This is a genomic window from Bacillus cereus group sp. MYBKT111-2 (assembly GCF_051915205.1).
GTDB classification, from domain to species: domain Bacteria; phylum Bacillota; class Bacilli; order Bacillales; family Bacillaceae_G; genus Bacillus_A; species Bacillus_A paranthracis.
This window is the reverse complement of sequence record NZ_JBQAEG010000002.1, coordinates 85,264-102,288: the sequence shown is the minus strand read 5'-3', so window position 1 is coordinate 102,288 and position 17,025 is coordinate 85,264. Positions and strand designations below refer to the sequence as shown.

Below are 17,025 nucleotides of genomic sequence, written 5' to 3'. Positions count from 1 at the left end.
GAAACATCGAATTATTTTTTATTTTGCGGGATTTTCCCGCTAAGTGGTTTATACTAAAATGATCGGACCACCTTTCTATAAAATTCATGTCCTATAAAAGAGATCCAGCAACACCAAACCGTGCAGCGCTGCTGATCCTAAAATAAGAGATGGAAGAATGCGAAAAACATACAAATTGTATATAACCGTTGACGGACTTCGCGAGCCGTCATAAATGATTTATGTATTTTGGGAAATCGGGAAGGCTGGAAAACCTCCCCTTCATATGAGAAAGAAAGAAAACAGATCCAGAAAAGAAAGAACTAACTTTCCTGTATTACATATGTATTTCCAACCCCTATCAGATTTCCGTAAAACACGCATATTTCTATATTTTTTTATGATTTTGTTGTATTGGCTTCAATAAGCGCCTTTTTCATCGCCCTTGATCTTCGGCTTTTTGATCGAATACACGTCTTACATAACGCCCTTTTTCCACCGCGGCCATTTTCCGTAAAATTATCGAGTGGTTTCAATTCTTCGCAGGCTTTGCAATATCTATGATCGATTGTTTCGCCATCGGTTTCGATAGGTACAATTAAAATACGCGTGTTTGTATTCTTCGTTTGATTGTTGCAAGGTTTGCAGCGGTATTGCAGCCCGTCTGGACTCGCTTGCATTTCGTGGAATTCCGTTCTTTCTTTCATTTTTCGACAGTACGCACATTGTTTTTTATTATTTTGCATTTTGATTTCCTCCGATTTTTATATTTTCATTGCAGTATGTGAATTTTTAAAAATTAAGCATCTGATCACGAATCGCCTCCGCAACTTTTCCTTTTCGTAGCGTCATCCCTAGTTTTAGAATCACACGTCTAGGAAAAATAGTCGTGCCGCGATAAGAGAAGCCGTTTTTGATTAGTTCCCGAAGTCTATCCACGATTCTTTTAAACGTGGATCATCTACGTATTTTTGTGCTAACTTAATAGACCCTTTCGGCGTAATCATCAACGTACGTTTCATTGCACCGTTGTACTGTTTAACTGGTACGTTAACAAGCCACTGTTCGAATCCTTTTCTAGTTCGATACACTCCGTTTGTATTTCTATTTTCATATAAAATCCCGTCCGCTTGTAACCATGCGATAAACGATTTCGTTTTTAAGTCGTCAAGATATTGTTTGCAGAATTCTTGCAGCGTCATATTTAAACCACTATCGATATAACGATCAAATAGATCCGACTTTCTACGTGATTTTTCTAAACCTTTGACTACATCTTCGAGTTTTTCACCAGTTTCGGTTGCTAGCTGCTGGAATAGCTTTGTATTTTCTTCGGCTTTCTTCCGTGCTGCCTTCGCTTCTTGCGTTCTTTGCCTCTCTTCCTGTAGTTCTTGTTCGGCTTTTCGTTCTAGTTCCTTGATCGTAGCTTGATAGTGCTCAATTGTAGTTAATAGCGATTCTTGCGCCATCTTCGGTACACCGTCGGTCATTTTATCGTACAATTCGGCTTTTTGGCGCAGTTGCTCGTCTCTCACTTCTACGATCGTATTAACATCGGCTCTATTTAGAATTTTTGTTACTTGGTCACGGAACTCTTTAGCAACCTCTGAATCTCGAAGCAGCATTCCGACACGGATAATCGAATCTTTTGTGAGTACTGTATTTCTCCAGTTTGATACTTTTGTAGAGTGTTCGCCGATTGTGATTAACTTGTAACCTTTCTTACTTTCGATTTTAGGAGGTAAATTATTTTTACCGCCTAAACCAAAGAACTCTTTACTTGATATGGATTTGACTCCTGTTTTTTGGAATTCTTCTTTGTTATTCCTAATAAGCATTTGAATTGTCCTTCTCGTTACTTTGTAGAATCTGGCGACATCATTAAGAGGTGCTAAACTATCGTTATCTAGCAACATTAGTCCACCAGCTTGATTTATAATATTGAACGCATGGTCGCGATGCTTTCCGATCTCGTCGCGCAGTGCCTTTTCATGGATGATATTTTCGTTTACGTCTGTTTTTGTATTTGTGTTCATTTGAATTCCTCCGTATGATTCGTATATTTTTATAGTTTTGTATTTTTCGTATAATCCCAATTGCCGAGATCCTTTCCGCCATTCCATTCGATAACGATCAGCTTTTTCTCGACTTTGCTGCTACATCGCTGCTGCGGTTTGAGCTTCGCTTTGACCTTCGGTTTCTTTCGCGGCTTTCGTGGCTTCCTCGTCTTGGGCTTTGCATTGGGCTTCGCCTTTTCTCGCGCTTCTATTACTTCGTTTAGCCGCGGGATTTCGATATAGATCGATTCTTGTTCCGCAGGCCGTTCCGTGTTTTGCGTCATATTTCGGCCGCCTTTTCGAATTATTTATTTTTATTTTGCGGAAAACGGAAAAATATATATTGATAGAAGTCTAAGGAAGATCGAATGCTTTTCGATTTAATTCGCCGCTTCTTCCTTCTTCTTCGCTCGGTAATCTCTCATTCTTTGAGTTTCCGCCGCGCTAAAATCAATCATGCTTTGTTCGAATTCGTCATGATATTCTTTTGCAAGCGGATAGCGCTCTAATAATTCCGCCTCTGATAGTGGTGCCAATGGTATATATCGATTTGCGTTCGTTTGATTGATACGCTCTACACGTACAAGGCCGACTTTTTTCAGCAGTGCCACGTGTTTTTTAACTGTCGATGTCGTTTTCTTGAGTAGTTTCGCCAGTGCATATTGCGAAGGATAGGCGCAGCCCGTGTCCTTATTCGTATATTGGATGATGACCTGATATATAAATATCGTTTCTGTCGTGAATCCGTACGGCTGCAAATTCATGTAATGCATGATATTTCGCGGTACTTTGATGAATCCGTCCCTCGCTTCTTCGTGCTTATTATAAAAAGGCTGCTCGGCGTGTTTCTTCGTGATCGCTTCGAGATCCTTAATCATCTGTTTCTTTCGTTCTCGGCTTTCCTGTTGTGCGATTAATTGCGCTTCTGTTAATGCCATAATTTTGCACTCTCCTTAGTGTTAGTTTGATTTATCCGTGTACGTTAGTTGAATCGATCCACGTTCGTTAGTGGTGCGAATCATACGTAAAAAAGACGGTATTAAAAAGACTGTTTTAAAAAGATAATATTCCGAATCGAATACAAAACTCGTATTCTCACGGGATATACGCAAGCTAAGATAATGATTAATAGGAAGATCGTGCGCCTGTACTAAACATTTAATAGATGCGTAGTTCTGTGATAGAAAGAGAAGAAAAGAACCCCTTCCAAAAGGTTTCCCCGTTGCCTTCTTCGTAGTGTTATGAACTTGCCTTACAAAAACATAGGCGCCCCGATCCGCTCACCTGGGCAAAGAAAATATAAAAAATACGCCCCGACTTTAAATTTCTGCGCAGAAAATTTTATACGGTTAACGATATTCACAAAACGGCATCCCTGGGTAAAATGGCACACCAGATTGGACGATACTGCACGTTAACCTACAATTTAATACAAATACATTAGAAAACGACATAACAACGCGTACGAAGCGTCAGACGCATTTAAACTGGTATACGTATGATAGGCGAAGGATTAACGGAAAGATACTCACAAGGATAAGGAAGGATCTTCGAAGGAAAGGCGATGCAACTGCGGCTGGACTTCGTGAGATATTACACCCCTAGTTCGAAATTGGTGCTGACTTTTGAAATATGCTTGCTGATAGGATATAGGCCCCGCCCTTAGGGGGTTTGGACTTTTTCGCTTGCTTGGATCGGCCTGGCTTGTTCGCTGCTTCGATTCTGATCCGATTCAATTCGAATGCGACAACAAAACAAGAAAGACTTTTGATTGAAGAATTAACAACGAAAAGAATCAATGAATTCAATTAAACAAAAAGAAGTTCGATTCAATTCGATTGACTTCGATTCAGTTACGATTGATCAACGATTCTTTTTAATAGGAAAGAAAGAGCGCAACAACTTCGAAGACTTTCCGATCAAAGAAGATTGCAACAAACAAACGAAGAACAATTACAATTCGATTCGATAATATAAATAAGAAGAAAGAAAGAAGAACGATCAAAGAAAGATCGCAGCAGCTAACATCGATAGACAGTCGCAGCCGACACGATAGCATACAGACATAAGGCACGCTACTTATATATGATAGACTGCGACAGATATCCACCAGGCTTTCGTATCTCTTCGACAATACTTTCTAAACGTTTAGCAATGAAATAAGTATTCGAAGTATATAGCGACTCACATGCAGCCTATACACGGCCTTGCATAACGCCTTGTTATATGTCGGGGATATACGTCGGGATATGCTGGCCTGGTTCGCTGGTATGGTGCCGCCTGATTATGTGAGTATATACGGCCCTGGTTATATATGATCGTGGTCCCTGGTCCGTTGGTAATGCGCAGATATATAGCCGTCTATCTTGTAATACAATGCGCATCCTGGTCGCAGTCTATAAAGGTACACGTTTGTAGACGCCTGGAAAACAATCAGATATGCGTCTATCAATCGTTATAAATAAACCTTTGTGAACGTCTATTAAACAATTGACCTTTATAGACTTACGGTGTATATTTAAGTTAACGATAAAAGGAAACGGGGTTTTCATTATGGCAATCAACTTCGGTTATATCCGCGTATCATCAAAGGATCAAAACCTGGACAGACAATACAAGGCATTAGAATCATATGTAACAGACGAAAAATACATATATAGTGATAAGGCCAGTGGAAAAGATATGGATCGCGAAGGCTTTCAGAACCTGCTTAAAGCGATGAGAGAAGGAGACACGCTATACATTAAATCGATCGACCGTCTGGGCCGTAACAAATCGCAGATAAAAGAGTATCTCGAATATTTCAAGCGAGAAAAGATCCGTGTTAAAATTATCGATCTTCCTACGACAATGACCGATGTTCCTGCTGGACAAGATTGGGTAATCGATATGATTAACAACATAATAATTGAGGTTTATACATCGATCGCAGAACAAGAAAGAAGAACGATCAAAGAGCGTCAACGCGAAGGAATCAACGCAGCAGCATCAAAAGGAAAACACCTCGGTCGCCCTGTTATGGAACTTCCTGCGGATTGGGATCGCTTATACTGCGATTGGAGAGCGAAAAAGATAATGGCCGTCGAATTCATGGCCGCAGTGAATATGAAGAAAGCAACGTTTTATAAGAAGGTTAAAGAGTACGAGGCAGCGGCGAAATAAGTCGGTGTCTTTTTTGTGCGCAGAAAACGAATGATTTCGACCCATTGGTTTTAAGAAGTCCTTTTCCTTCGACGCTTTCCAGCTAACGAAATGGCCTATCGGAAACATATCCGATCACATACCGCCTTATCATATAACTATATCTGCGCTTATCCTTCGAAATCCTGGCGCCTTTCTGACGATTACATACCGCCCTATATTCGTATTTTTGTATACTTTCGTAAATATTCAACAAACACGATGTACACTGTTATCCCAACGATGTCAGGACATATTACGTCCATATAGTCAGTTTACATTCGTTAACATTGCAGCCGTTATCGTTAACTAGTCGAAGATACTACATGAAAACCTAGCAATTGATTATTGTTAACTAGTCGCTCCTCTAGATGTCTACGGCCGTATTAAATTCCATCTTTTCAATAATTCCGCAAAATAAAAACAAATATAAGATGGCCCCTTTTTCGTCACGTGCGCTTATTTTTTGCGCCTATCTTATCAATACTGATACCGCAGCCATGTCAGTATAATGTATAAAAAAAGGAGTTGCGATATATCCAACGTGAGAGAACGCTGGAACACAACTCCATAGCCTATGCAGAATTTCCACAACCACATAGACCGCTTCTGCTAGACGTACAAACGCTATTAGAAGTGTTAGAAAACTATTATATCATTTCGCACGCTTCAAAGCATAGTAAGTCATAAATTCCTTTAAACTTATGAAGTTTTGCCCGTTAGTTCCTTGTGTCTTTGATAAGCTTCATCATCTTGCAACATCCTATAGTATTCTATTTCACGTTCCACAATTAAAGTTTCAACTTCCCACTTTTTTTCTTGCGATGGTGGGGTGTTAGAAGCAATCGATCCATTTACTAGATCAGTTAAAGGCTCTCCAATTGCTCGTTTGAAGTTAAAACCTAAAAGTTGTAAAATATTGAAGGTTTCTTTCGAAAGAATCGGTTTCAACATCTCAATTTTTTTCTTGTTTTCCTGAGAATTTTGACTATTATCAATTAAATTTTCTAATAACGGAAGTATATTATCGGTAATATAATTAACTTCTTCTTCAGATATCTTTTGTGCAACTAACTGTTCATCATAGGTTTGTGCAATCTGAATTAGTTTGTTTTTCTCTGCAATTAGATCATTAATAATTTCCTCTAGTGCATTAATAGTCTTCTTATCGTCTTTAGCTTCCTTCGAAACCCTTATCTTATCCATTACTTTTTGAGTAGTATTTTTAGCTAAATAGGTTGCTAATTCTGTACTTGCCTTAATTAAATTAGGATCGTCTATCATGTTTACTCCTCCCTCGCAATTTAAATTCGACAAAAATATACATATTCCTCCTTTCTTTTAAATAAAATTTAAGTTTGATTAATGCATATTTAGAATTCTTTAATTAGAGAGAGAAAGTATTGCATCCTTATAAAAGTGTCGTAACTGTCCTCAAAACTTCGTAGCATACTCCGCATCTTCGATAAGCTGATCTGCTTTCTTTCCTCGCATCATAGTTCCGTATTCCTCGGTTGATACCACCTCTATTCGCTGCGTGTCGTTCTCTACTTTAATTCCAATTCCCGCCGTCATTTCCGATTTTTGCGTGAATAGGTACAATGAATGTGTAGCCGTCATAAAAAAGACGCTAAGATGGTTAGTCCTAGCGCCATTTAATTCGATGTATCTTTTTATAATACGGCAGATGGTTTCGTCGGGTTCCGTTCGCTAACATTTTCCGACCTTTCCCGCATTTTATACTGATCCCCTCAGTTCGTCAATCTCCCTAATACCCCGCTATATACCGCCCTCTTTCGCCTAACAAGCAAACGCACCGCAGTCATGGCACCGTCATATCAACGTTTATACATAGTTAGTAAACGTCGATTCTATGCGGTTTATGCATCGCTTGCATGATAAGATAATGTATACGATATAAACTACTTGAGGAGTGAGTTTCGGAGGGCGGACGTATAACGAGCGTTAGGTTACTGAAACACACAATAAAGCCCATACGACTTTCTTACGGTTATAATTACTTTGAAATATGCTCTTTAACTTTCTCTAAGCAAGCTATTAACTCTAAAACTATACTTTTCTTTAAAGAATCTATAAATACTTCCCCAATTTTACTGCGTAAAGATAAAATGAGATTTTCAATAAATTCTACTTCATGTTTATAAACTTTATTCGCATTACTTATATACAAGTATTTCTCTTTTATGAATGTAGAAAACATACCAATTCCTTTATTCGGAAAATCAAAAATTTCGTTACATAATCTCTCCTGATCCACACTTGCAAAAAAACTATCTTTATCTTTAATCTCAGAATAATGCATCCGAAACTTATCCATATCCACTTCTTTTATTGAGCACATAAATTCCTCAATTAAAAAATGGTCTTTTTCTCTTATTTTCTCATCTTTTTTCTTTTTAATTTTATTTACTAGTTCTGTATAGTACTGATCTTCAATTGCGTAATAAAAATGACGCTCAAGCCTATGGTCCTCTATCTCAATTCCATGTAACTCGAAAGATTTCTGTAATCCAATATTAAATTTTCCTTGTAACTGTTCTAAATCTAGTTGAATAATATTTTCATTCTTAAAGTGAAATAATGATCTATATACTTCAAGATATATTCCAGTTTTATAACTTCCTTTTTCAATTCCGTTGATTACTATTTCTATGTTACTTTGCAATTCATCTAACTCGTATTCAAAATAAAGGTAAAGAACCCTTAGGGCTTTTTGTTCTTTATTCTCCTGTTTCAAATATATTTTTTTTATCTCTTCTTCTAACACTTCTGCATTTAAATGCCCTGTTAAAATATATATACCAATCGATTTATGCATCTTGAATAATTCACTAATCATACTATTTTGCAAATACTTATCCCGAAAAGTTTTTGCGTATTTTTCTTGTTTTGTTTCCTCTTTAGATGAAAAACTTAAAAATCCAAGAGTATCTAAATCATATAATAGTTCTAATTCTTTAGGTTCATTAACTAGACCATTTTTAAAATCTTCAGAAATTAACAATATATTAATAAAAATAGATAAACTGATTCTATTATTTCTTCCCGCCAACTCACAATTATTTATTACCTGTAAAAAGCTATCAAAGATAAATCTTAATGTTCTTAAGTTAACACCTTCAGACATAAATTTAATTATATGCAGTATGATTTGACTATTTTTCTCATAAAAATCGCGAATTTTTTCGCTTTCCTGATAATTATTGTATATAAAATCAGGGAGTACTTCATCAATGGATTTATTATATTGTATTGTCCGTCCAATAATTTTCTCCTTGATTTTATAAAAATAATTTTCTTCTTCTAATTTTTCTTGGTTAGATATAAATATTGTTTTTATATTTTCATGCTCAACATAATTCGAATTAATATAACCCAAAATATGTTGAATAGAAAGCGATTTATCAATTCTTTCTAAATCATCAAAACATAAAACCGTATTCTTTAGATTAGTAAATTTTTTTGCTACATTAGAAAGTTCACCTTCAACACCTTGTCCTACCCCCAAAGGTGAGATTTTCGATGCAATCCTTAGTCCCCATTTTGCAGACCTGTATCCTACATTTAGAACTCCATCAATTGAATTTAAAAATAAAATCTCATCGATTTCATCCACACTTTTTATCCCATTTAGTGATATGTAAATAAATTTATAGTTCTTATCACTATCTGGAACAGGTAAGTTTTCTATTTCAGGTTTTAATATTTCGGTTACGTAATACGTTTTACCGACTCCCCATGGACCGTTTAGTTGAATAGCATAATTTGTTTTATGTAAGCCTAAGTATTCTTTGATTGTTTTAAAAATAGTATCCATTCTCTAGCCACCCCATTACAAGCATCTATATATTCATCTTAGCATATAATGGTATTTTGTCACCCAAATATTTCATCAGGCTTCTCCGCCACCTCACACTGCATTGTCTGCAGCACATAGATATATGTATCAAGCGTCGTCTGTATATCCCCTAATTTTATTTTCTTCGCGTAAAATCTTCACGCGTCCTCTTCTTCTTTCTTCTTGCGTATAAAACCGCCAATCATTGCAGTAATACCCGAAGCGGCTACCGCCATTACAAACGTATTTCTTTATCTCACTTATCTTTCACTCTTCTTACGTCGCCTACGTTCTGTTAGAATCGCTGCACCTATCGTAGTAGATATCAATAAGAATAGTACGGCGATAATGTCAACAACTAGGCTATTAAATTTATATGAGATTCCTACGAAAATTAAAGCTACTGTCAAAACCGCTATCATGATTAGAGTTACTTTATCTTCGTTCATAATTACCCCACTTTCATTCACACATTAAAATTATTAATCCGATCACTTGCGAGTATCTTTACCTCTTCTTCTCAATATGATGTCAGTTAAACACGCCAAACCTACCGATAATCCAAACGCTACGCCGAACGCTGCTACGTATAGATTACCGAATGCCTTCGCTGCGGACATAAATAAAAATGCGAATACGATTAGGTACGTTACTTTACGATTATTTTTCATGCTATATTCTCCCTTCTGACGTTCCTTTTACGCAGTCTCTTCTTAAAGCTTCTTATCATATTTCTAGCGCTATCAAACGAGCGCCCAGTCTTTTCAGATAACAGTCTGGAAACCGCTCTCTCGGAAACTTTATCGTAATTCTCTGCTACATAGATCATTGCATCCAATACCAAAATATCCGCCTCTTTCTCACATAGCTTTGCATGTAACTCTTCGTATGTAATTACATTATAGATCGCCTTCTCTTCTATATTTTCTATACAATCCCCTAGTATTTCCAATCCACTAACATCTCCGATCAGCGTTAAAACATCTCGATCCTTTCCTCTACTCCCACAATAATGTCGTACACTCTGATATAGTAGTACCTTAACTCTCTTATCTAAATTTCCTTTATTTATATCAAACGACCTTACTGCGTATTTAACTTTGCGGTAACAATCGTCAATGAAATGCGTTTCGTTATTCATCTTGTGCCAATTTTCAAATGCTAGCCGTTCGATCAGCGGTACGTAATGTCCTATAACCTCCCACAATACCGCCTCATTTGTTTTTGCTTCGATAGCTGCTGCGTTTAGTCTTTCGATTACCATTGTGTCGCTTCTCCTTACTGCGTATTATGTTTACCTACGCCGATCGTTCCGCAACTTTTCGCCAATGGCTAATATATTCGAATTTACGCTTGATTTATGATGACGTATTTACTAGCAGATGGAGGAAGGTCTAGGAAACATGGCGCAGGCTTCACCCCTACTCACAAAGATAAAAACTATCAGTGCGAATAGAAGGTAAAGCGCAAATACTAGCGTCAGGCGTTAGCTGAGGTTTCCAAGCATGCCCCTTCCGACTTTAGACTTTCGCCTATAACGTCTTTCTACATCGCAGTACGTCCCACAATGCGTTAATTCTGACGTTACACCCTGTCACCGTAATGACAACGTACGTCCTCTCCTTGCCGTTAATGGTCGCAATCACCTAGCCTACACACGCATGGAAGGGTTATGCGTCGAATGTGTAGCGCCTTACTTTCCGACATCGGCTAGGCTCACCTGTTCAAGTTTTACGAGTGTTAGGTCGTTCCTCGTTCGGAAATTACCGTGACCTACACCTCTTTATGCATGTAAAAGACAATAAGAAACTAAACCTCTTGCTATCCATTTTTGAAAAATGGTATAATACAAGTGCTAGGTACACGGAATGTCCGTTATTTAGTTTTAAATTTTAATGTTGAATGTTTTGAGTCTCCAGTTGGCGCTGGGGACTTTTTTCTTTTTAATTAATCTCTTAATTTCCTTAATGGACTGTATTTTTTATGTAATTCTGTTATATCGTCAAACATAAAATGCGTGTATCTCCTTGTCATCGTAATATCGCTATGCCCCATTATTTGTTGTAGTGAAAATAAATCTCCACCGTTCCTTAAATATATGGATGCAAATGTATGTCTAAAAATATGAGGACTACACCTAGATTGAATGTTTGCTAGTTTGGCGTACTTATAAATCATTTGTCTTAATCCACTATTTGTAAAAGCACTTCCCGATATTCCGCAAAACAATCTTTTTGTATGTACTTCCCCTCTGATTAGTAACCATCGCTTTAGTGCGGTTTTAGTATTATCTGTGATCGGTACTTTTCTTTGATGAAAAGTTTTAGTGTGTTTCACTAATAGTAAATCTTGTTCCCATACTACATCTAATACGCTAAGGTTCAATATTTCATTTTGTCTTAATCCTGTCTCTATTAAAACTAATAAAATCGCATAATCTCTAACACCATTCCAAGTTTTTTTGTCTACCTTAGAAAGTAAAGTTTTAAGTTGTTTTGGTGTAAGGACTTCAACTTCTTTTGTACGAGCCTTTAATTTTTTAATATCTTTTATTGGATTTATGGGAATGTGTTTGTTCTCAAATAGAAATTTAAAAAATGTTTTGTTTGCCCTAATTACAATGTTGATTGTTGAAGGCTGCAAATTTCTTTTTTCTTTACAGAATACAATAGCATCCTCTATATGTTCTTTCGTTACCTCGCATGGCTTAATTCCAACAGGTAATGCCCTTAAAAGTGATTTCAATTGGGCTTGATAGTGAAATAAAGTTGCTTCCCTCAATCCTTTTAAAATGCCCGCTTTATGAAAAAGTTCAAAAGCCTCCTCCCAACTCTCGATATATTCCTCGGCTGCTTCCAATTCTCCGAGAACATCTAATTCTTCCATAGACAATCTGAAATTTCTTTTCGTTTTACTTTTTTTAGCCATAAAAAAACCCCCAGTTTACGATTCAATAAAGCAGAACCGCAAACTAGAGGTTGTTATAACTGGGTTTATATAGGTTTTATAGAGGAGTCAAACAATTTGCGATCCGCGAAACGCAAACTAACGTTACTTACTGTAATCATTTGTGTCCTCCTACTAATACCGCTTATTTCAGCGTTTTCTCACCGATTGTCTTAAAAAATCGCATATTACGACTCAATTATTGTAGACTATAGTTATTATATAGTAGAAGCTGGATGAATAGCAACGGTTGATTGCTATTCCTTTCTTTCCAAACTTGAATAAAACCTTTGTTTTTAATTATATTAAAGTTACATACACGTTTTAAAGAGGATTCATTTTGAAAAAACATTTATAATTGGAGCATTGTGTTTATCAATTGAAATAATACAATAATTTGTATGCATTTCGCATTATAAATAGCAAACTAAAACGCTCAGAAAATATTCTGAGCGTTTTTATTTCTTTCTTCAACTAAAGCACCAGTTAGTGTAAAAAGCTATTTCACCATTTGTATTGTTAACTTATCTTTTAACATTGACCTATATGAGTCAATTTCATATTTTGTATTATTGATTTTTTCTTTTTTCATTTTTAACATATCGAATATTTCTAACTCTAAATTCCTTCTAGCTTCAAGAACTTTTATCGCTCCTTCTACCCCTGAATGGTTATGTTCTTTCCCATAGCCTTGGTTCGTGTAATAGTCGACAAATCCTGTAGACCATTCTGGAGTTCTTTCTTTTAATGCCTTCCTAAATGAAAGTTCAAGATTATCTTGTTCTACATACAATAACATTGGATTTAAATTCTCTATGATTTTTGCAACTTTCATTACATAATTTATTATTTTTTCTTTTTGTTCACCATATTTCATCATCCCAATCGTTAATGGATTTTGTATGAAACAACATTCAAAAATATAAACCTTATTATCTTCTAGAGCAATTTCAGCAAAATCATTCCATTTATCAGCAATTAATTCAACATTTTTATCGAATGGTAATTCGTATATATCATTTTTAGAAATAGCGTTAAATAATTCATCCGAAAACTGGTCACCAAACTCATTTTTTATCTTTCTGTATGGTAATAAATAATTGCTTCCTTTTTTTATAACTCTTTTAAGAAGCACTTCTTTAAAATCTCCACTCCTAGATAATAATCTATCGAATTCAAATTTATTAAAACAAGATACACCATCATAGTCGGCTGGATGGTTCAAATTTCCCTCTAAAAATAGTTCAACTTCAATTTTATTTTGGCTTAGAATTTCATTTATTAGCTTTGCAGTGGTCGACTTTCCAAATCCAGGTAAACCTTCTACTATTATTAGTTTTGTGTTCATAGTTATAAATCCCTTCCCTCAAAGTAATGAACCAAGATTTAAAAAATTACTTACTCCACTGCAATCACCCCTTCAATATTAAAATAACTTGACCGTTAGTTTAATAATATTTTTTCACAATCTCTCTCATTATTTTAACATAAATTTTCCATTTATCTTTTAAAAAAGGTAGTCCACCATTATTTGAGTGAACTATCTAAAGTAAATTATATCTTTTAAATCAAATACTTTGTCAGTAATCCCCAATCGTTGCGCTGCTGTTTTTACTGTTTCCTTTTTCTCTTTCTTTGCAATTTAACTATATAAAAGTACTTAAACAATGTAATACCAATTAAAAAAGGGATGCTAAATCATATGTGATTTACATCCCTAATTTGTGTGTTATTTTATATGTTCTCTCCCATAACTGAAACAGTTACTTTTAAAAGGGGATTCTTTTATTTCCTTTCACTTAATTTCTTTGCATAATTCTTCATTTTACTCGTTAAACCTATTAAAGCAGGTAGCAATATCGGCATCACAATAATAGCTAATAGTAACAGTGCAACACCAACTACGGATGCTACTTGTATAAGCGTTAATACACCTGAAGGGATCAATGCAGCAAATGTACCACCTAAAATTAGTGCTGCTGATAATACGACTCCTCCAATATGACGAGAAGCAGTTACAATTTTCGTCGCTGGGTCCCCTTCTAACTCATTGTATCTCATCATTACAAAAATACTATAATCCACTCCTAAAGCGACTATCATTATGAAACTAAAGAACGGAACATTCCAGCTTAATGAATCTACATGTAAAATATGCGTACTAATTTGTTCACTTATCCCTAATGATGCAAAGTACGCTAATAGTAACGATCCAATAATAAAGATGGTGTTTAATAATGAACGTGTAATGACGATTAGTACGATCGCAATTCCAATTAACATAATTGTAGCTGTACGTAAGAAATCTTGACCTGTTACTTCTTTTAGATCAACGTTTCTAGCTGTTGTTCCTCCAATTGCTGTTTTCGCATGATTTAATTCCGTCCCCTTCAAAGTACCATCTATCGTTTTATTGATTTCTTGAATAATTGGCATGGCTTCTTTTGAATACGGATTTACGTCTAAAATGATTGTCATTTTAGCAGTCTTTCTATCATGTGACATGTACGTATTCAAAGCTTTTTGGAAATCTTCTCCCTCCAAAATTTCTTTTGGAATATAAAATTTCTCAGAGCTTTTTGATTCATTTAGTTCTCCTAAATATTTCTGAGCATCCCCTAGGCCGTTACTTACCTTTTCAAGGCCTTCTGTACTTTTAGATAGTCCTGATTGTAATTGTCCCATCTGTTCTTGCAAGTCTTTCAGTCCTGTTAATAGCTGACCTTGCCCATCGTTTATTTTCGTTAATCCGGTTTGTAACTCAGATGACTTGTTTGCAATTTGTTTTGAACCTGTTGCTCCTTCATTTAATCCATTTTTAAGATCAGCTGCTCCTTTTTGTAACTTAGTAACTCCATTGCTCATTTCTTTTAAGCCGTTATCCACTTTCAATAACGATTGATTCGCTTCTTTAAATGATCCCATCGCCGCATTGTGCTGCGCTTTCAATTTATTTAATTCATTTGACAGCCCACCTAATTGCTTTTGAGCCTCTTTAGCAATTCCTATCGTCTGCAGAATGTTAGGATCATTTGCTAATTCTGGTTTCGTTTGAATGAAATTGGTCATTAACATTTCAATTTGTTCATAACCTTTCTTCGCACCGTCAATCGCTTGAGAAATACTTCCGAAGTATTGATCGTAAGAACTTAAACCTTTTTCTAACTGCGTATAGCCAGCATGAAGTTGTGAAGTTGCATGAGATAATACACTTATATTTTCATTTACTGAAGTTAACCCACTCTCAATTTGCTGCGCACCTTTTGCTCCGTCATTTATGCCATTTGATAGTTGATTTAAAGCTGTTCCTAATGCCGATACACCAGTTTTCGCTTCATTTGTTCCATCAATTAACTTTTGAACGTTTGCAAGACTATTTGAGTCCTTATTACCCATCTTATCTTTCGCAGTAGTTAATCCATCATTAATTTCCTTTATACCACCATTGGCATCTCCTAAACCTGTATTTAGTTCACCCGCTTGTTTATTTATATATAGTTCTTTAATCCTATCACCAGTTGGACGTGTCGGTGAATATACTTCTGAAACACCTTTCACTTTCAAAATCTTATCAGTTAGTTCATCTAAAGTTTGAAGCGAACTCGCCTCATCTAACTTGTTATTCGATTGAATGACTAACGTACTTGGTGAAGAAAAACCAGGTGGAAAATGTTCTTCTATTACGTTAATCCCCATTTTCGACTCATATTTATTGTCTACTTCAAATAAATCGTTGTAATTAAGTGTATTAGAATACTTTAATATGAAAGGAATCGATATCACGAATACAATAATTAAAGCTACAAATGGTCTCACTACTGAGTTTTTCGCAAAGAATCCCCATAGACGACTGTCTTCATGACCTTTAAATGTTTTAACGGGATAAAACATTCCTTTTCCAAATAGCACCATGAAAAATGGATTTAATGTGGTTAAAACGAGTAATAATACGAAAACACCAATTGCTACCGCTGAAGTAGATTGATATAGTTTAAAACTTGCTAAAGCAAGTGATGCAAAACCAATTAGCACTGCTATACCGCTATATAATACGGTTTTACCTGCTGATTTAAAGGTTTCTTTCGTAGCTAAAAATGCGTTTTCTTGTTTACTTAATTCTTCTTTAAATCTTGTAAATAGTAAAATGTTATAGTCTGTTCCCACTCCAAACAAAACGACAACTACAAAGACTTGCGTAAAGTTTGAAAACGGGAAATTAAATTGATCTACAAGATGGGCAATAACCCCCATTGAAACTAAGTACGATACACCAACGGTAAGAAGTGAAATAATCGGAACAACAGGTGAACGGAATACAATGATTAATACTACAAGAATGAAAATGATAGAAATAACTTCAGTCTTTTTCACTCCCTCTTGAGAGGATTTAAGAAAATCACCTGCTACTAAGTCACTTCCTGTTAAGTACGTTTTTACCCCTTTCGTTTGTACCTTTTTATGAAGATTATTTGTAACTTTTGATATTTCGCCATGCTTTTTTTCTATTGATATTTGCGTTAAAATAGTCGTATTATCTTTAGAAACGAATTGGTTCTCTAATTCTTTATTATCTAAATGTGAAACAACTTCTTTAATTCCTAATTGTTCTTTTTCATTTTGCAAAGCATTGATTGTTTTTGTTATTTCCTCTTTTTGCTCAGTCGTTAAAGCTGTTTTACTACCACTATTAAAAACAGCTATAATGTCATACTTTTCAGTTCCGCCTTTATCCATTTCTTTTATCATTTTGTCAGCAATACTACTTTGCTCTGTATTAGGAATCGTAATGTGCCCTTTTTCTTTCACTAATTTATCCATATTAGGCATCGTTACGATCATTGTAATAGTAATAACTATCCATAATAGAAAAGATAAACTTCTCCAATTTTTTAGCTTGCTCATTTGCATCATCTCCCGCGATTAAAATTTTACGTTAGTTACGGAATGAATATTCATTCCTATCATTTTATTACATTATTTTGCAAACTCTATTAAACTAGTATT

Annotated in this window: 15 protein-coding genes; 2 read left to right on the top strand and 13 right to left on the bottom strand. The window is 35.5% G+C overall.

Features of this window, described 5'->3' with window-relative positions:
- Positions 1-377: 377 nt before the first annotated feature.
- The 4 genes from ACTFNE_RS05615 to ACTFNE_RS05600 form a co-directional block, all read right to left on the bottom strand.
- A complete protein-coding gene (locus ACTFNE_RS05615) occupies positions 378-725 on the bottom strand; it encodes a hypothetical protein (protein ID WP_270704930.1) in 348 nt (115 codons plus the stop codon).
- Positions 726-896: 171 nt separating this feature from the next.
- Positions 897-2,015: a phage antirepressor KilAC domain-containing protein gene (locus tag ACTFNE_RS05610; RefSeq protein WP_270704931.1), complete on the bottom strand. Its 1,119-nt coding sequence runs from the start codon at positions 2,013-2,015 to the stop codon at positions 897-899.
- Between the two features lie 29 nt (positions 2,016-2,044).
- Positions 2,045-2,320, bottom strand: coding sequence for a hypothetical protein (locus ACTFNE_RS05605; protein WP_270704932.1), 276 nt, complete (start codon positions 2,318-2,320; stop codon positions 2,045-2,047).
- Between the two features lie 96 nt (positions 2,321-2,416).
- Complete coding sequence (locus tag ACTFNE_RS05600; protein WP_270704933.1) at positions 2,417-2,974, bottom strand: helix-turn-helix domain-containing protein; 558 nt, start codon at positions 2,972-2,974, stop codon at positions 2,417-2,419.
- An 860-nt stretch (positions 2,975-3,834) separates the two neighbouring features.
- On the opposite strand from ACTFNE_RS05600, the gene ACTFNE_RS05595 reads away from it, so the two are divergent.
- Together ACTFNE_RS05595 and ACTFNE_RS05590 are read left to right on the top strand one after the other, a co-directional pair.
- The gene (locus tag ACTFNE_RS05595) at positions 3,835-4,008 is read left to right on the top strand and encodes a hypothetical protein (RefSeq protein WP_270704934.1); all 174 of its coding nucleotides are present in this window, start codon (positions 3,835-3,837) and stop codon (positions 4,006-4,008) included.
- Between the two features lie 581 nt (positions 4,009-4,589).
- Positions 4,590-5,198, top strand: a complete 609-nt coding sequence (locus ACTFNE_RS05590) for a recombinase family protein (RefSeq protein ID WP_270704935.1) — start codon at positions 4,590-4,592, stop codon at positions 5,196-5,198.
- A 720-nt stretch (positions 5,199-5,918) separates the two neighbouring features.
- Here the strand turns inward: ACTFNE_RS05590 and ACTFNE_RS05585 are convergent.
- From ACTFNE_RS05585 to ACTFNE_RS05545, 9 genes are all read right to left on the bottom strand, one after another.
- On the bottom strand, positions 5,919-6,500 hold the full coding sequence (locus ACTFNE_RS05585) for a hypothetical protein (protein WP_270704936.1): 582 nt from the start codon (positions 6,498-6,500) through the stop codon (positions 5,919-5,921).
- Between the two features lie 150 nt (positions 6,501-6,650).
- Positions 6,651-6,836, bottom strand: coding sequence for a hypothetical protein (locus ACTFNE_RS05580; protein ID WP_270704937.1), 186 nt, complete (start codon positions 6,834-6,836; stop codon positions 6,651-6,653).
- Between the two features lie 397 nt (positions 6,837-7,233).
- Entirely contained in the window at positions 7,234-9,054 is a 1,821-nt protein-coding gene (locus ACTFNE_RS05575; RefSeq protein WP_270704938.1) for a P-loop NTPase fold protein, read from the bottom strand.
- A 281-nt stretch (positions 9,055-9,335) separates the two neighbouring features.
- Complete coding sequence (locus ACTFNE_RS05570) at positions 9,336-9,527, bottom strand: hypothetical protein (protein ID WP_270704959.1); 192 nt, start codon at positions 9,525-9,527, stop codon at positions 9,336-9,338.
- 39 nt (positions 9,528-9,566) lie between these two features.
- Positions 9,567-9,746: a hypothetical protein gene (locus tag ACTFNE_RS05565; RefSeq protein WP_270704939.1), complete on the bottom strand. Its 180-nt coding sequence runs from the start codon at positions 9,744-9,746 to the stop codon at positions 9,567-9,569.
- Positions 9,743-10,339, bottom strand: coding sequence for a hypothetical protein (locus tag ACTFNE_RS05560; protein WP_270704941.1), 597 nt, complete (start codon positions 10,337-10,339; stop codon positions 9,743-9,745). Before ACTFNE_RS05560 ends, ACTFNE_RS05565 begins: the two co-directional genes overlap by 4 nt.
- Positions 10,340-11,022: 683 nt before the next feature.
- The gene (locus tag ACTFNE_RS05555; RefSeq protein ID WP_270704942.1) at positions 11,023-12,003 is read right to left on the bottom strand and encodes a tyrosine-type recombinase/integrase; all 981 of its coding nucleotides are present in this window, start codon (positions 12,001-12,003) and stop codon (positions 11,023-11,025) included.
- Positions 12,004-12,520: 517 nt separating this feature from the next.
- Entirely contained in the window at positions 12,521-13,369 is an 849-nt protein-coding gene (locus ACTFNE_RS05550; protein ID WP_270704943.1) for a hypothetical protein, read from the bottom strand.
- A gap of 437 nt (positions 13,370-13,806) precedes the next feature.
- Positions 13,807-16,923 carry an MMPL family transporter gene (locus ACTFNE_RS05545; protein WP_270704944.1) on the bottom strand — a complete coding sequence of 1,039 codons (3,117 nt, stop codon included), beginning with the start codon at positions 16,921-16,923 and terminating at the stop codon, positions 13,807-13,809.
- Positions 16,924-17,025: the final 102 nt, after the last annotated feature.

Coding starts and splice junctions, on each gene's coding strand:
- ACTFNE_RS05560 (WP_270704941.1), bottom strand. CDS start 10,339: ATGGTAATCGAAAGACTAAACGCAGCAGCTATCGAAGCAAAAACAAAT.
- ACTFNE_RS05605 (WP_270704932.1), bottom strand. CDS start 2,320: ATGACGCAAAACACGGAACGGCCTGCGGAACAAGAATCGATCTATATC.
- ACTFNE_RS05610 (WP_270704931.1), bottom strand. CDS start 2,015: ATGAACACAAATACAAAAACAGACGTAAACGAAAATATCATCCATGAA.
- ACTFNE_RS05600 (WP_270704933.1), bottom strand. CDS start 2,974: ATGGCATTAACAGAAGCGCAATTAATCGCACAACAGGAAAGCCGAGAA.
- ACTFNE_RS05615 (WP_270704930.1), bottom strand. CDS start 725: ATGCAAAATAATAAAAAACAATGTGCGTACTGTCGAAAAATGAAAGAA.
- ACTFNE_RS05590 (WP_270704935.1), top strand. CDS start 4,590: ATGGCAATCAACTTCGGTTATATCCGCGTATCATCAAAGGATCAAAAC.
- ACTFNE_RS05565 (WP_270704939.1), bottom strand. CDS start 9,746: ATGAAAAATAATCGTAAAGTAACGTACCTAATCGTATTCGCATTTTTA.
- ACTFNE_RS05545 (WP_270704944.1), bottom strand. CDS start 16,923: ATGAGCAAGCTAAAAAATTGGAGAAGTTTATCTTTTCTATTATGGATA.
- ACTFNE_RS05550 (WP_270704943.1), bottom strand. CDS start 13,369: ATGAACACAAAACTAATAATAGTAGAAGGTTTACCTGGATTTGGAAAG.
- ACTFNE_RS05580 (WP_270704937.1), bottom strand. CDS start 6,836: ATGACGGCTACACATTCATTGTACCTATTCACGCAAAAATCGGAAATG.
- ACTFNE_RS05555 (WP_270704942.1), bottom strand. CDS start 12,003: ATGGCTAAAAAAAGTAAAACGAAAAGAAATTTCAGATTGTCTATGGAA.
- ACTFNE_RS05585 (WP_270704936.1), bottom strand. CDS start 6,500: ATGATAGACGATCCTAATTTAATTAAGGCAAGTACAGAATTAGCAACC.
- ACTFNE_RS05595 (WP_270704934.1), top strand. CDS start 3,835: ATGAATTCAATTAAACAAAAAGAAGTTCGATTCAATTCGATTGACTTC.
- ACTFNE_RS05575 (WP_270704938.1), bottom strand. CDS start 9,054: ATGGATACTATTTTTAAAACAATCAAAGAATACTTAGGCTTACATAAA.